Source organism: Micromonospora sp. NPDC093243, assembly GCF_044753725.1.
GTDB lineage: Bacteria > Actinomycetota > Actinomycetes > Mycobacteriales > Micromonosporaceae > Micromonospora.
In genome coordinates this window covers 445,021-459,169 of record NZ_JBIVNT010000001.1, presented here as the reverse complement: position 1 = coordinate 459,169, position 14,149 = coordinate 445,021, and the positions used below count along the sequence as shown (strand labels likewise).

Here is a 14,149-nt window from a genome sequence, read left to right as displayed (position 1 = left end):
CGCCGATGTGGCGGTATCCGGGAGCCCGGGATACCGCCACGTCGGCGAGATGGAGTCGATCACTGCGCGCCGCACCGAGCGGGTCCGGCGCGGGGCGCGCCGGGTCAGGCGGCCGGGACGCCGGTGTAGAAGGCGGTGGTGCGGTCGGTGGCGCCGCGGGCGGCCTCGGGATCGGTGCCGGCGGCGACGCTCGCCTCGCCCCAGAGTTCACTGCTGGCCGTGATGAACCGCCGCCCCTCGTCGGAGACCGACCAGGCCTCGGCCTCCTCCGGCGAGACCCCGGAGCCGTCCCCGGCCAGGTACGAGGCGAGGCCGAGCAGGGCCAGGTCCCAGCCGACGCCGACCGCGCCGGGGCCGAACTGGGCCCACCGGTCGTCGTCGACGTGCGCGATGTGGTCGAGTTCGAAGCGGGTCCGGTCGCCGTCGAGCGCGGTGAACCGGACCTCGATCCAGCTCACCTCGCCGCCGAACTCCCAGGTGGCGGCGAAGCTGTTGGGCGGGTCGCACCGTTCGACGGTGCCGCTGGCGTTGCCCTGCAACTCGTAGCGGCCGTTCAGCCGCAGGTCACCGGAGATCGGCATGAACCAGCGGGGGATGCGTTCGACGTTGGTGCAGGCGTCCCAGACGTCCTCGAGTGGCGCGTCGTACGTCTGGCTGAGCGTGCTCACGCGGGCCTCGCCGGCTTCCAGCGTGCGGCTGCCGACCTGGCGGCGGACGGCGTTGATCTGCTCGGTCACGTCCATCATCGTTCTCCCTGCTCTTCGGTGGAGTCGGTGGATTGCTCGCGCAGCCGCCGTTCGCGCTTGCCGCGGGCGAGTTCGGTGGCCAGTGCGGCCAACGGCGGGGCCCAGAACCGGCGGAAGTGGTCGAGCCACTGGTCGACGTCGCGTAGCGGCCGCGGGTCGACCGCGTAGAGCCGCCGCGTCCCCTCCGGCCGGACGGTGGCGAAACCGTTGTCCCGCAGCACCTTGAGGTGCTGCGAGACGGCCGGCTGGGAGATGCCGAACTCGCGCTGGACCACCGCGCTGAGGGCGCCGGCGGTCGTCTCGCCCTCGGCGAGCAGTTCGAGGATCCGGCGCCGGACGGGGTCGCCCAGCACATCGAAGGCGTGCACCCGAAGAGTTATATCAGCCGAAGCTTAATTAAGCCAAGTCTGAAGCACCGAGCAACTTGTCGAGGCGGATCGGCAGGTCACGTACCCGGACGCCGGTCGCGTGCCGCACCGCGTTGGCGATCGCCGCCGCCGTGCCGACGATTCCGATCTCGCCGATGCCCTTCACCCCGGACGGGTTCAGCTCCGAGTCCTCCTCCGGCACCCAGTACGCCTCGATCCGCTCGACGTCCGCGCAGCCGGTGATGTGGTACGTGGCCAGGTCGTGGTTGACCCAGTCGCCGTACCGCTCGTCGAGCACACCCTCCTCGTGCAGCGCCATGGACAGGCCCATGGTCATGCCGCCGATGAGCTGGCTGCGCGCGGTCGTGGGGTTGACCACCTGGCCGGCGGCGAAGACCCCCAACAGCCGGCTGACCCGGACCTCGCCGGTGTCGGCGTCCACTCGGACCTCGGCGAACTGTGCGCCGTAGGCGTAGCGGGCCAGGGGCCGCTGGGCCCTCACCTCGTCCGCGGTGCTCGCCTCGACGGTCAGCCCGTCGGCCGGCAGCTCGCCGGAGTGGTGCGCGAGCTGGTCGCGCAACCCCTGGCAGGCACGTACCACCGCCCAGCTCCACGACGAGGTCCCCATCGAGCCGCCCGCGACGCCGGCGGGCGGCAGATCGCTGTCGCCGACGAGGATCCGGACCCGCTCCGGCGGGACGCCGAGCGCGTCCGTGGCCACCTGCCACAGGGCCGTCCGGGCGCCGGTGCCGATGTCGGCGGCGTTGATCCGGACCAGGTAGCTCCCGTCGGGCAGGGCGGTCGCGGTGGCGGCGGCGGCCCGCGCCCGGGCCGGGTAGCTGGAGCCGGCCACGCCGGTGCCGATCATCCACCTGCCCTCGCGCCGGGCGCACGGTCGTGGGTTGCGCTCGGCCCAGCCGAACCGCAGGGCGCCCTCGGTGAGGCAGGCGACGAGGTTACGGCTGCTGAACGGGTGGCCCTGGTCCGGGTCGACCGCCGGATCGTTGCGGATCCGCAGCTCGACCGGGTCCACCCCGCACGCCGTGGCCAGCTCGTCCATCGCCGACTCCAGGGCGTACGCCCCCGGGCACTCGCCCGGTGCCCGCATCCAGAACGGCGTCGGCACGTCCAGCCGCGCCAGGCGGTGGGTGGTGCGCCGGTGCGGGCCGGCGTACATGCTGCGGGTGTAGACCGCGGTCTGCTCGGCGAACTCGGTGATCATCGAGGTCTGGCTGATCGCGTCGTGGCAGATCGCGGCGATCCGGCCGTCGGCGTCCGCGCCGAGCCGGACCCGCTGGATGGTCGGGGTGCGGTAGCCGACCGGTCCGAAGATCTGCTGGCGGGTCAGGGCGAGCCGTACCGGCCGGCCGACGTGCTGGGCCGCCATCGCGGCGAGCACCACGGCGGCCTTCGGAGATCCCTTGCTGCCGAACCCGCCGCCGACGTGTTCGTTGATTACCCGGACCGACTCCCTGGGGATCCGGAAGAGCTCGGACAGCGAGACCTGCACCGGCGTCGAGCCCTGGTTGGAGTCGTGCACCAGCAGGTGCCCGTCGCGCCACTGCGCCGTCGTGGCGTGCGGCTCCATCGGGTTGTTGTGGTACGCCGGCGTCCGGTAGGTCGCGTCCACCTGCACCTCGGCGGCGGCGAACCGGGCGTCGAAGTCCCCCTCGGCGGTGTCCGTCGGATAGTTCGGGTTGACCTTGTCCGGGCGGTAGAGGCCGGGGTGGTCGGCGGTGAGGACCGTGCTGTGCGGCTCGGTGTCGTACTCGATCCGGACCAGCCGGGCCCCTTCCCGGGCCGCCTCGATGCTCTCCGCCATGACCACCGCGATCAGCTGGCCACGGTAGTGCACAACCGGATCCTGGAGCAGGTACAGCTCCGAGTCGACGTCCGGCGCGAGCCGGGGCGCGTTGCCGTGGTGCAGCACCGCGAGCACGCCGGGCACGGCGAGGGCCGGGTCCGGGTCTATCCGGGTGATCCGGCCGCGCACCGCGGCCGCCGGCACCGCCCACCCGTACGTCACGTCGTCCACCGGGTACTCGACGGCGTACCGCGCGGTGCCGGTGACCTTCTCCGGGCCCTCCAGGCGGGGATGCGCCCGGCCCACCGCGCCGGTGCTCATGCGCCCGACTCTGCCAGCTCGGTCAGCGCGCGGACGGTGATGGCGCGCACCAGCGGCACCTTGAACCCGTTGTGCCGCAACGGACGGGCCGCGTTCAGCTCGGCGTCGGCGGCCAGCGCGGCAAGCTCCGGCGTGAACGGGCGGCCGCGCAGTTCCGCCTCGGCCCGGTAGGCCCGCCAGGGCCGGTGCGCCACCGCGCCGTAGGCCAGTCGTACGTCGCGCACCACGCCGGCGTCCAGGTCGAGCACCGCGGCCACCGAGCCGACCGCGAAGGCGAACGAGGCGCGGTCGCGCACCTTGAGGTACGCCGAGCGGCGGGCGGCCGGCAGCGGCGGGATCCGGACGCCGGTGATCAGCGCGCCGCGGGGGAGGGTCGTCTCCCGCTCGGGATGCTCACCCGGTGACCGGTGCAGCTCGGTGACCGGCACCTCACGTGCTCCGCCGACCTCGACGACCTCCACGACCGCGTCCAACGCGGCGAGCGCGACCGCCAGGTCCGACGGATGGGTGGCCACACACTGCTCGGACCAGTCCAGGATGGCCAGGTCGCGGTTCTGCCCCTGCCGGGCCGCGCAACCGGTGCCGGGCTCGCGCTTGTTGCACGCCTTGGCGGTGTCCTGGAAGTAGACGCACCGGGTGCGCTGCAACAGGTTGCCGCCGGTGGTCGCCATGTTGCGCAGCTGGCCGGAGGCGGCGGCGAGCAGCGCGCGGGCGAGCACCGGGTAGTCCCGGCGGACCACCGGGTGCGCGGCCAGGTCGCTGTTGCGGGCGGTCGCGCCTACGCGCAGCCCGCCGTCGGGCAGTTCCTCGATTCCGTCGAGCGGCAGCCGGCCCACGTCGACCAGCAGGTCGGGTCGCTGCACGCCGAGCTTCATGAGGTCCACCAGGTTCGTCCCGCCGGCCAGGTACGCCGCCTCCGGGTCCGCGCCGAGCAGCGCCACGGCCTCGGCCACGTCGGCCGGCCGGCGGTAGCGGAACGCCCTCACCGGGACGCCGCCGACTCGATCACCGCGGCGACGATGTGCGGGTACGCCGCGCACCGGCACAGATTGCCGCTCATCCGTTCGCGGACCTCCGCCTCGGTCAGCCGTACCGGGCCGGTGAGGTCGTCGCTGACCGCGCTCGGCCAGTTCTCGGCGACCTCGTCGAGCATTCCCCGGGCCGAGCAGAGCTGCCCGGGCGTGCAGTAGCCGCACTGGAACGCATCCTGCGCGATGAATGCCTCCTGCAACGGGGAGAGGCCGTCCGGACCGGCCAGCCCCTCCACGGTGAGCACCGAGCAGCCGTCCAGGGTGACCGCGAAGATCAGGCAGCTCTTCACCCGCCGGCCGTCGAGCAGCACCGTGCAGGAGCCGCACTGGCCGTGGTCGCAGCCCTTCTTCGCACCGATCAGGCCCAGCTTCTCGCGCAGCGCGTCGAGCAAGGTGGTGCGGTTGTCCAGGGTCAGCTCGCGCCGGGTGCCGTTGATGGTGAGGGCGACCCGGGACGAGCGCCCGTCGTCAGCCGTCGCGGCGTTCCCGGTCCCCTCCTGCACCGGTTCATAGTAGCTTTACCGGGTCTAAGCGGGAGAAATCCGGCAGGACGCTCCCGGAAGGGGGGAGGCCGGGTGCGGGACGAGAGTGTGGCGGGTCTGCTGCTCGCCGCCGGGGCCGGCCGCCGGTTCGGTCGCCCGAAGGCGCTGGTCGAGTACCGCGGCGAGCCGCTGGTACGACGGGCGGTGCGGCTGCTGCGGGCGGGTGGCTGCGCGCCGGTACACGTGGTGGTGGGCGCCGGCGCCGACGAACTGCCCGCGCTGCCCGATGTCGAGCTGGTTCACAACCTCGACTGGCAGCGGGGGATGGGCCTCTCCCTGCGCAGCGGCCTGGCCTCGATGCCCGAGTGGGTGGCCGCCGCCGTGGTGGTGCTGGTCGACCAGCCGCTGCTCACCCCGGCCGCGGTACGCCGGGTCCGGGCCGCGCACGCCGCCGGCGCCACCGTCGCGACGGCCACCTACGCCGGCCGGCCCGGACACCCCGTGCTGCTGGGCCGCGCCAGCTGGCCGCTGCTGGACCGCTACGCCACCGGCGACCGGGGCGCCCGCGACCTGCTACGGGCCCGCCCCGACCTGGTCGCCCGGGTGCCCTGCGACGACGCCGGCCACCCCCTCGACCTGGACACCCCGCACGACCTGGCCCGCGCCGCCGCCCTTCCCGCCGCCCTTCCCGGCGATCATGCAGTTGTGGTGCCGAACGAAAGCCGCGAATGAGGCTGGGCCAGGCACCACAACTGCATGATCAACGCGGTGGGGGAGGGGTCAGCGGCGCCACTTTTGGTTGGCGCTGCCGGTGCAGTCCCAGATCTGGAGGCGGGTGCCGTCGGCGGAGCTCATGCCGGTGGCGTCGAGGCACTTGTTGGCCTGGGGATTGACGATGTCACCGGCGGCGGAGAAGACCCAGCGCTGTGCCCCGCTGCCGTTGCAGTCCCAGAGCTGGACCCTGGTCCCGTTGGCCGTGCCGCCGCTGGCCACGTCGAGGCACTTGCCCAGCGCCCGCACCGAACCGTCGCCGGCCCAGGTCCAGCGCTGCGCGGTGGTGCCGTTGCAGGTCCAGAGCTGCACCGCTGTGCCGTTGGCGCTGTTGGCCCCGGCCACGTCGACACACTTGTTGCCGATGCCGACGATAGGCGCGCCGATGCCGCCTCCGCCGCCGGTGTCCCAGGCCTGCACCCGGACGTAGTCGACCGTCATCGTCTGCGGGAAGACCGTGCTCCCGTCGGGCGAGCCGGGCCAGTTCCCGCCGACCGCGACGTTCATGATCATGAAGAACGGGTGGTCGAAGACCCACCGGTTGCCGCGCAGGTCGGCCGGGGTCTTGCGGGAGTACTGCACGCCGTCGAGGTACCAGGTGATCGAGTCCGGCGCCCAGTCGATGGTGTAGGTGTGGAACGCGTCGGCGAGCGCCTGGCCGCCGGGCAGCGAGGTCTGGGCGCCGACCGCGTTGCCGCCCGAGTAACCCGGCCCGTGCAGCGTGCCGTGCACGGTGGACGGCTCGTAGCCGACGTTCTCCATGATGTCGATCTCGCCCCGGTCGGGCCAGTTGTTGCTGCTGGTGCCGAGCATCCAGAAGGCCGGCCAGATCCCCTGTCCTCGGGGGATCTTGATGCGCGCCTCGAACCGCCCGTACGCCTGAGCGAACGTGCCCGCGGTGAGCAACCGGGCCGAGGTGTACTGGCAGCTGCCGTACCAGCAGGAGAAGTTGCTCGGGTTTTCCCGCCGGGCAGTGATCACCAGGTTGCCGTTACCGTCCAGCGCCGCGTTGCGGGTGCTGTTGGTGTAGTACTGCAGCTCGTTGTTGCCCCAGCCGCCGCCACCGATGTCGTAGCGCCACTTGCTGGCGTCCGGCGCTGAGCCGGCCGCCCCGTTGAAGTCGTCGGACCAGGTCACCGCGCCGGGCGTGGCCGCGGCGGGAGCCTCGGTGGTCGCGGTGAGCGCGACGCTGAGCCCCACGCCGGCGATGGCGAGCGCGGCGATGGCGCGAATTCTGCGCACGGGAAGCCTCCCTGCGGTCTCGGATTGTCCCCGGACCTCGGCCCCGCCTCGGCGTACCAACCGGATGAGAAACTGTGAAGACACCGGGGAGATTGACAATTAACAATCTATTCACCGGTTGGAACAGTGTCAAGAGAGCGCTCTCCGGCCCTCCGGGCCGCCGGGTCTAGCGGCGACGCCCACCGACGAGTCGCCCGAGCGGGCCGGCGCGCAGGCCCTCGCTGGTGAGCGCGTGATAAGCGATCATGACGATGATGCCGACCAGCCCGAGCACGGGATCGACGAACCAGCCGAGCAGGCCGGCCAGCCCGTACAGGAGCAGCCCGGTGATCGGGCGGGCGCGCTGCGCGCGGGCGTGCGCGACGTCGACGCCGGACGCCAGCAGCGCCGGGCGGCGGTGCAGATAGCCGAAGAAGAGCAGCCAGGGCGCGGACATCAGGGCCGCGGACGCGGCGTACAACGCCACGGCCGCCCGCTGGTCGGCGGTGTCGCCTTCGGCGAACGCGGAGGCCAGCACCGCGGTGGGGAACGGGATGATCACCGCGCCGAAAAGGATGCCGAGGTTGATCCAGTTGAGCGCCAGGGTGGTCCCGCGGATCAGTCGCAGCAGCGCGTGGTGGTTGAGCCAGATCACTCCGATGTAGGCGAAGGAGACCACGAACGCCAGGTAGGACGGGCCCTCGTGGCCGAGGGCGGCCAGCAGGTCGCCGTGGTGGTATTCCGGTACCCGCAGCTCCAGCACCAGCAACGTGATGACGATGGCGAACACCCCGTCGCTGAACGCCTTCACCCGGTCGGTCTCCGACATCCTGAGCCCCTCGTCAGTCGGCCCGGACTGCTCTGCTGCTGCGCTCACTGCCGCAGGTTATCGGCAGCCGGGCCGGGCCGGGCGGCGGTTCGTCCGATCGCGACCGGCGAGGCCGGTATCGGGTCGGGCCCTGGGTGCCGCCCGGCGCGGCACCCAGGGATCCCGGGCCCCGTCGGCCCGCTCTCAGCTCACCGGCGCGGCGGCTCCGGTCGCACCGGAGAGCCGCTGGTGGGCACGGATCAGCTCGGCGTAGCGGTAACCGCTGGCCTTGACCGTCCGCCGCTGGGTGGCGTAGTCCACGTGCACCAGGCCGAAGCGCTTGTCGTACCCGTACGCCCACTCGAAGTTGTCCAGCAGCGACCAGACGAAGTAGCCGGCGAGCGGTACTCCCCGGGCGACCGCGGCGGCGCAGGCGGCCAGGTGCTGCTCCAGGTGGTCGGTGCGCTCCTTGTCCTCCACGGCGCCCTCCGCGGTGACCTCGTCATGCCACGCGGAGCCGCTCTCGGTGACAATGATCTTCCCGGGCCGGTACTCCTCGCTGACCGCCACCAGCAGTTGCTCCAGCCCGGCCGGGTACATCTCCCAGCCCATCGCCGTCTCCACCGAGCCGGGCACCGGCACCTGCCGGGCGTGCGGCGGCGGACCGGCCGGATCGTCGGTCACCACCTGGCGGAAGTAGTAGTTCACCCCGAGGAAGTCGGTGGGCGTGGCGATCACGGCCAGGTCGTCGCCGCGCACCGGCGGCTCGACGCCGTACGTCTCGACCATGTCGGCGGGATAGCCGCGCCCGTGTACCGGGTCCAGCCACCAGCGGTTGACGTGACCGTCCATCCGCCGGGCCGCCGCCACGTCCTCCGGCCGGTCCGACGCCGGCTCGATCGGGCTGAGGTTGAGCACCAGCCCGACCGAGGCGGGCCGGGCCGCGTTCGCCCGCACCGCCTGGGTGGCCAACCCGTGCCCGAGCAGCGTGTGGTGCGAGGTGTGCACCGCCCGGGTGAGGTCCCGGTCGCCGGGGGCCATCCGGCCCTCCAGGTGCCCGATCCAGGAGACGCAGAGCGGCTCGTTGACCGTGTTCCAGTCGGTGACCCGGTCGCCGAGGCGGGCGGCGACGACCGCGGCGTAGTCGGCGAACGCCTCCGCGGTGGAGCGCTGCGGCCAGCCGCCGGCGTCCTGCAGGGCCTGTGGCAGGTCCCAGTGGTAGAGCGTGACGAACGGCCGGATGCCGTCGGCCAGCAGGCGGTCGACCAGCCGGTCGTAGAAGTCGAGCCCGGCGGCGTTCACCTGGCCGACGCCCTGGGGCAGCACCCGCGGCCAGGCCACCGAGAACCGGTACGCGTCCACCCCCAACCGGCGCAGCAGCGTCATGTCCTCCGGCCAGCGGTGGTAGTGGTCGCAGGCGACCGCGCCGGTGTCGCCGTTGTCGACGTTGCCGGGGATCGCCGAGAAGGTGTCCCAGATGGACGGCGACCGCCCGTCGACGTCGACGGCACCCTCGATCTGGTACGCCGCGGTGGCGACACCCCAGAGGAAGTCGGGCGGCAGCTTGGACAGGTCCGGCACGGGTTGGTTCTCCTTAGCGGTGGAATTGCTCACTTGACCGCGCCAGCGGTCAGGCCGGCGACGAAGTAGCGCTGCAGGGCCAGGAACCCGGCGACGACCGGGATGCTGACCACCAGCGACGCGGCCATGATCTGGTTCCAGTAGACGTTGAACTGGGTCGAGTAGCCCTGGAGGCCGACCGCCAGGGTGCGGCTGCCCTCGTCGGTCATCACCGAGGCGAACAGCACCTCACCCCAGGCGGTCATGAACGCGTACACGGTCACCGCGACCACGCCGGGCACGGCGGCCGGCAGGATCACCCGGAACAGGGTCCGGAACGGGCCGGCGCCGTCGACCTGGGCCGCCTCGTCCAGTCCACGGGGAATGGAGTCGAAGTAGCCGACCAGCATCCAGATCGAGAACGGCAGCGAGAAGGTCAGGTACGTGATGACCAGTCCGGTACGGCTGGCGTACAGCTCGATCCCGGTGGCGTTGCCGAGGTTGACGTAGATGAGGAAGAGCGGCAGCAGGAAGAGGATGCCGGGAAACATCTGGGTGGAGAGCACGGTCACCGAGAAGATCCCGCGGCCGCGGAACCGGTAGCGGCTCACCGCGAACGCGGCGAAGATCGCCACCGCCACCGAGCAGACCGCGGCGATGCTCGACACGATCAGGCTGTTCACCAGATAGCGGGCCAGCGGAACGGTGCTCCACATGTCGATGAACGGCTGCAACGTCGGCCGGCTCGGCCACCAGGTGAAGCCGTTCTGCACGTCCTGCAACGGCTTGGCCGCCGAGGTGACCATCACGTAGAGCGGGATGACGACGAAGAGGGTGAGCAGGGTCAGCACGATCCGCCGGCCCCAGCGCTCACCGGCGGTCTCACGCATGGTCCCTCCGGCGGTTCGTGATCAGCAGGTAGCCGGCCGAGACGACCAGCAGGAACAGCAGCAGCGCCACCGACATCGCCGAGCCGGACCCGAAGTCCCAGGTCTTGAAGGAGCTGCGGTAGATGTGGATGGAGATCAGGTCGGCCTGCTCCGGGGCGGAGCCACCGAAGAGCACGTACGGGGTGTTGAAGTCGTTGAACGTCCAGAGGAAGAGCACCAGCAGCAGGACCAGGTTGACCGGCCGCAGCATCGGCAGGGTGACCGAGCGCAGCCGCCGCCAGAACCCGGCGCCGTCGATCGCCGCCGCCTCGTACATCTCGCCCGGGACGTTCTGCAGCCCGGCCATCAGGCAGAGGAACGCGAACGGCCAGTTCCGCCAGACCGACACCACCAGCAACGACCAGAAGCTGTTGTCGCCGATCAGCCAAAACGGGCGCTCGTTCAGCAGCCCGAGCTGGTCGACCAGGACGTGGTTGACCAGGCCGGTGTCGCGCTGGAGCAGGAAGCTCCAGGTGATCACGGCGGTGTAGACCGGCAGCGCGTACGGGGTGAGGAAGAGCGCCCGCAGGATCGCCCGGCCCCGGAACGGCCGTTGCAGGACGACCGCGCCGGCCATCCCGAGCAGCCAGGCCAGCCCCACCGAGAGCAGGGTGTAGACCAGCGTGATCCAGAACGAGTGCAGCAGTTCGCGGCCGGCGGCGCTGTTGAAGTCGAGCGTCGCCCGGTAGTTCTCCAGCCCGACGAACGGGGCGGTTGACCAGTTGCGGATCTGGAACTGGGTCAGCTCCAGCATGCTCATCCAGACCCCGACGACCATCGGGATCACGTGGATGGCGAGTTCCAGCACGATGGCCGGGGCGAGCAGCAGGTACGGCAGGAGCGAGCGCCGCGGGCGGCGGGGCCGCCGGGGGCGGTCGGGCGGTGTTGCGGCCCCGGGTTCGCGCCGGCGAGCCGCGCCCGGCGCGGTGGTGCTGGTTGCCATCAGGGTCCTTTCGCAGGTGGTGGCCGCGACCGGGCCGGTCGAGCGCCCGGCCACGGCCACCGATGACGCCAGGTCAGCGCATCTTCTGCTGCGCGTCGGTCAGCTTCTTCTTCACGGACTCCTCGGTGACCGGCTTGCCGCCGGCCGCGTCGGCGAAGAGCTCCTTGATGGCGGTGCCGACGAGGGTCTCGAACGTGCTCTCGTCCGGCACCTGGGGCAACGGGGCGGCGGTGGTGCCCAGGGTCTCCTGGATGACCTTCTGCTCCGGGGCGGTGAACGCCGGGTCGGAGCCGGCGGTCTTCACCGCGGGCAGCGAGCCGTACGTCTTGTTGAGGATGGTCTGCTCCTCGTCGCTGGTCATGAACTTCACGAAGCTCAGCGACGCGTCCTTGTTCTTGGTGTGCTTGAAGATCGCCATGTTGATGCCGGCGACCATGCTGTTGACCTTCTTGCCGCCGGCCGGCGGGCTGGCCATGAACGGCACCGGCGCGATGCCGTACGCGTCGGCGGCCATGTTCTGCGTCTTCAGGTTGGAACCGGCGGACTGCCAGAGCAGCATGGCGGCCTTGCCGTTGGCGAAGTCGGAGACCGACTGGTTCTGCGCGTACTCGGCGTTGCTCGGGTTGGTGATCTTGTCGGCGGCCATGAAGTCGACGTACCGCTTGATCGCCGCGACGTTCTGCGGGGTGTCGAAGGTCGGCTTGCCGGCCGAGTCGAACCACTCACCGCCGTACTGCTGGCTGAAGGTGAACGCGTGGTGGGCGTTCTCCGACGGGTTGGCCCCCTCGATCGCCAGGCCCCACTTGCCGCCGGTGGTCAGCTTCTTGCCGTACTCGGCGAGCTGCTCCCAGGTGGTCGGCGGCGCCGTGATGCCGGCGTCGGCGAACGCCTTCTTGTTGTAGTACAGGCTGTACGCCATGCTGTAGAGCGGCACGGCGGCCGGCGGCTTGCCGGGGGCGCCGGCGGCGGCGAGCGCGGCGGGCACGATCCGGTCCTTGCCGCCGACGGCCTGCAGGGTGGCGTCGTCGAACTCGACCAGCGCGCCGGTGGCCTGCAGCGATGCCGACCAGGTGTTGCCGATGTTCACCACGTCCGGGCCCTGGCCCGAGGTGGCGGCGGCGAGCAGCCGGTTGAGCAGGTCCGACCAGGGGACCACCTCAAGGTTGACCTTGATGCCGGTCTGCTTCTCGAACTTGTCCAGCTCCGGCTGGAGGGTGGCCTTGTCGGCCTCCAGGCTGGCGCCCTGGTTGCTGGCCCAGTAGGTAAGCGTCTTGGCGGAGCCGGCGTCGTCGCCGGAGCCGCCGCACGCGCTCAGCGTGGTGGCCGCCAGGACGGCGGCGGCGAATATCCCGAGGTGTCGTCTCGTCGACACGATCAGCCCTTCCGGTGCAGTGGTGGAGGTCCGCCGGCGCTGCCGTCGAAGGGGTGGGGGCGACGGGGTGGCCGGCCGGGGCGGACGGAGTTCCGGGTGGCGTCGGCGGGAGTCCACCGGCGTTTCCCGGGAGTTATATCACGGCTTAATGAATGTCGTCATTAAAGTGGTTGTCCAGTGGGTCGTCAAGCACGGGGCAGTTACAGTGCCTCGGACGACCGACGGGATCGAGGTGACGAGTGGAGCTGGCGCGAGCCACCAACCGGAGCGTCCGGCTGCGCAACCGGTCCGCCCTGCTGACCAAGCTCTTCCTCGATGGTCCGCTGACCCGCCAGGACCTGGTCCGCAGCACGGGCCTGAGCCAGCCGGCCGTGAGCAACGTGGTGGGCGACCTGATCGAGGAGGGGCTGGTCGTCGAGGCCGGCGCCGCCGAGTCCGACGGCGGTCGGCCCAGCATGATGCTGCGGGTCGCGCCCCGGTTCGCGTTCGTGATCGGGGTGGACGTGGGGGAGACCCGGGTCCGGGTCGAGCTCTTCGACTTCGTGATGACCCTGTTGGCCAGCGTGGAGTACCCGCTCGACCCGGCCCGCACCGAGCCGGCCGTGGTCGCCGGGCACGTGCTGGCCGGGATCGACGCGGTGACCGGCGAGGCCGACGTCGCCCCGGCCGACGTGCTCGGCGTCGGGATCGGGGTCTCCGGAGTGGTCGAGCAGGGCGCGCAGGCGGTGGTGCACGCCCAGGCCCTAGGCTGGGACCGGGTGCCGCTGGAGCGGCTGATCAGCGCCGGGACCGACCTGCCACTGCACATCGACAACGGCGCCAAGACGCTCGGCCAGGCCGAGATGTGGTTCGGTGCCGGCCGGGGCGCCCGGCACGCGGTCTTCGCCCTGGTCGGCTCAGGGGTCGGGGCGGCCGTGGTGGCCGGCGGCGTCACCTACCGGGGCGCGTCCAGCAGCGCGGGGGAGTGGGGGCACACCACCCTGGTCTACGGCGGCCGGCCGTGCCGGTGCGGCGCCCGTGGCTGCCTGGAGGCGTACGTCGGCGCGGAGGCGATCATCGATCGTTACCGGGAGGCGCGCCGGGGCCGCCCGGTGCCCGGCGAGGACGAGGAGTCCCAGGTGGCCGCCCTGCTCGACGCCGCGGCGACATCGGCCACCGCCCGTCGGGTGCTCGACGAGACGGCCGCCTACCTGGGCGCCGGGGTGGCCAACCTGATCAACCTGTTCAACCCGGAACGGGTGGTGCTGGGCGGTTGGACGGCGATGGCTCTCGGTGAGCTGCTGCCCGCGGTCCGCGAGGCCGCCGGTCGGCAGGCGCTGCGCCAGCCGTACGAGCAGGCCTCGATCGAACTGTGCCGGCTCGGCGTGGACGCGGTCGCGCTCGGCGCGGCCACGCTGCCCATCGCCCGGTTCCTCGGCGACGGCGGCGTGCGCCGCTGACCGCCGGCACCACCACCACCACCACCACTGCCTCCGCTGCCGCTGCCGCTGCCGCTGTCGCCACGGCCACCGTCACCGCTGCCGCGTGCCTTCGCCGAGACGAACCAGCGCTGTCATCGCCCACGGTCGGAGCAGGCAAGGGCGTCGTCGCCGCTGTCGAACTGCTCCAAATATGAACATCCCCCTACCTGTCCGCCCACCGCGCCGGTGATGTCGGCGTCCTCGGCGTGGTGATATTCGGCGCCCCGCGTCAGGGAGGGGAGCGGAGCGGGAAGGGGCGGAAGGGAAGCGGGGGGGCGGGGGAAGCGGGAGGGAAGGCAGGCAGCGGGGTGGGGAGGGCAACGGGGGTGGGCC

Annotated in this window: 13 protein-coding genes; 2 read left to right on the top strand and 11 right to left on the bottom strand. The window is 71.8% G+C overall.

The window, feature by feature from the left end; all coding sequences use genetic code 11:
* Nucleotides 1-104: 104 nt before the first annotated feature.
* The 5 genes from ACIP9D_RS02155 to ACIP9D_RS02135 are packed head-to-tail and all read right to left on the bottom strand — an operon-like array spanning nt 105 to nt 4,773.
* Entirely contained in the window at nt 105-746 is a 642-nt protein-coding gene (locus ACIP9D_RS02155) for an SRPBCC family protein (RefSeq protein WP_350870065.1), read from the bottom strand.
* A complete protein-coding gene (locus ACIP9D_RS02150) occupies nt 743-1,114 on the bottom strand; it encodes a metalloregulator ArsR/SmtB family transcription factor (RefSeq protein ID WP_350870064.1) in 372 nt (123 codons plus the stop codon). The genes ACIP9D_RS02155 and ACIP9D_RS02150 overlap by 4 nt, the downstream gene beginning before the upstream one ends.
* Before the next feature lie 28 nt (nt 1,115-1,142).
* A complete protein-coding gene (locus ACIP9D_RS02145; RefSeq protein WP_350870063.1) occupies nt 1,143-3,239 on the bottom strand; it encodes a xanthine dehydrogenase family protein molybdopterin-binding subunit in 2,097 nt (698 codons plus the stop codon).
* On the bottom strand, nt 3,236-4,225 hold the full coding sequence (locus tag ACIP9D_RS02140; protein ID WP_350870061.1) for a xanthine dehydrogenase family protein subunit M: 990 nt from the start codon (nt 4,223-4,225) through the stop codon (nt 3,236-3,238). The genes ACIP9D_RS02145 and ACIP9D_RS02140 overlap by 4 nt, the downstream gene beginning before the upstream one ends.
* Nucleotides 4,222-4,773, bottom strand: coding sequence for a 2Fe-2S iron-sulfur cluster-binding protein (locus tag ACIP9D_RS02135; protein WP_350870059.1), 552 nt, complete (start codon nt 4,771-4,773; stop codon nt 4,222-4,224). Before ACIP9D_RS02135 ends, ACIP9D_RS02140 begins: the two co-directional genes overlap by 4 nt.
* A gap of 72 nt (nt 4,774-4,845) precedes the next feature.
* Here ACIP9D_RS02135 and ACIP9D_RS02130 point away from each other — a divergent pair, with 72 nt between their 5' ends.
* Entirely contained in the window at nt 4,846-5,484 is a 639-nt protein-coding gene (locus ACIP9D_RS02130; protein ID WP_350870056.1) for a nucleotidyltransferase family protein, read from the top strand.
* Nucleotides 5,485-5,532: 48 nt separating this feature from the next.
* On the opposite strand, the gene ACIP9D_RS02125 is transcribed toward ACIP9D_RS02130, so the two are convergent.
* From ACIP9D_RS02125 to ACIP9D_RS02100, 6 genes are all read right to left on the bottom strand, one after another.
* A complete protein-coding gene (locus tag ACIP9D_RS02125) occupies nt 5,533-6,765 on the bottom strand; it encodes a family 16 glycosylhydrolase (RefSeq protein WP_350870053.1) in 1,233 nt (410 codons plus the stop codon).
* 166 nt (nt 6,766-6,931) lie between these two features.
* On the bottom strand, nt 6,932-7,621 hold the full coding sequence (locus ACIP9D_RS02120; RefSeq protein WP_350870050.1) for a TMEM175 family protein: 690 nt from the start codon (nt 7,619-7,621) through the stop codon (nt 6,932-6,934).
* Between the two features lie 135 nt (nt 7,622-7,756).
* The gene (locus tag ACIP9D_RS02115; protein WP_350870048.1) at nt 7,757-9,133 is read right to left on the bottom strand and encodes a GH1 family beta-glucosidase; all 1,377 of its coding nucleotides are present in this window, start codon (nt 9,131-9,133) and stop codon (nt 7,757-7,759) included.
* Between the two features lie 29 nt (nt 9,134-9,162).
* Nucleotides 9,163-10,002 (bottom strand): carbohydrate ABC transporter permease, encoded by an 840-nt coding sequence (locus ACIP9D_RS02110; RefSeq protein ID WP_350870045.1) that lies wholly within the window; start codon nt 10,000-10,002, stop codon nt 9,163-9,165.
* Nucleotides 9,995-10,984: a sugar ABC transporter permease gene (locus tag ACIP9D_RS02105; protein WP_350870042.1), complete on the bottom strand. Its 990-nt coding sequence runs from the start codon at nt 10,982-10,984 to the stop codon at nt 9,995-9,997. Before ACIP9D_RS02105 ends, ACIP9D_RS02110 begins: the two co-directional genes overlap by 8 nt.
* Nucleotides 10,985-11,057: 73 nt before the next feature.
* Nucleotides 11,058-12,356 (bottom strand): sugar ABC transporter substrate-binding protein, encoded by a 1,299-nt coding sequence (locus ACIP9D_RS02100; RefSeq protein ID WP_350870039.1) that lies wholly within the window; start codon nt 12,354-12,356, stop codon nt 11,058-11,060.
* A gap of 239 nt (nt 12,357-12,595) precedes the next feature.
* On the opposite strand from ACIP9D_RS02100, the gene ACIP9D_RS02095 reads away from it, so the two are divergent.
* Nucleotides 12,596-13,795, top strand: coding sequence for an ROK family transcriptional regulator (locus tag ACIP9D_RS02095; protein ID WP_350870037.1), 1,200 nt, complete (start codon nt 12,596-12,598; stop codon nt 13,793-13,795).
* The last annotated feature ends 354 nt before the right edge of the window (nt 13,796-14,149 follow it).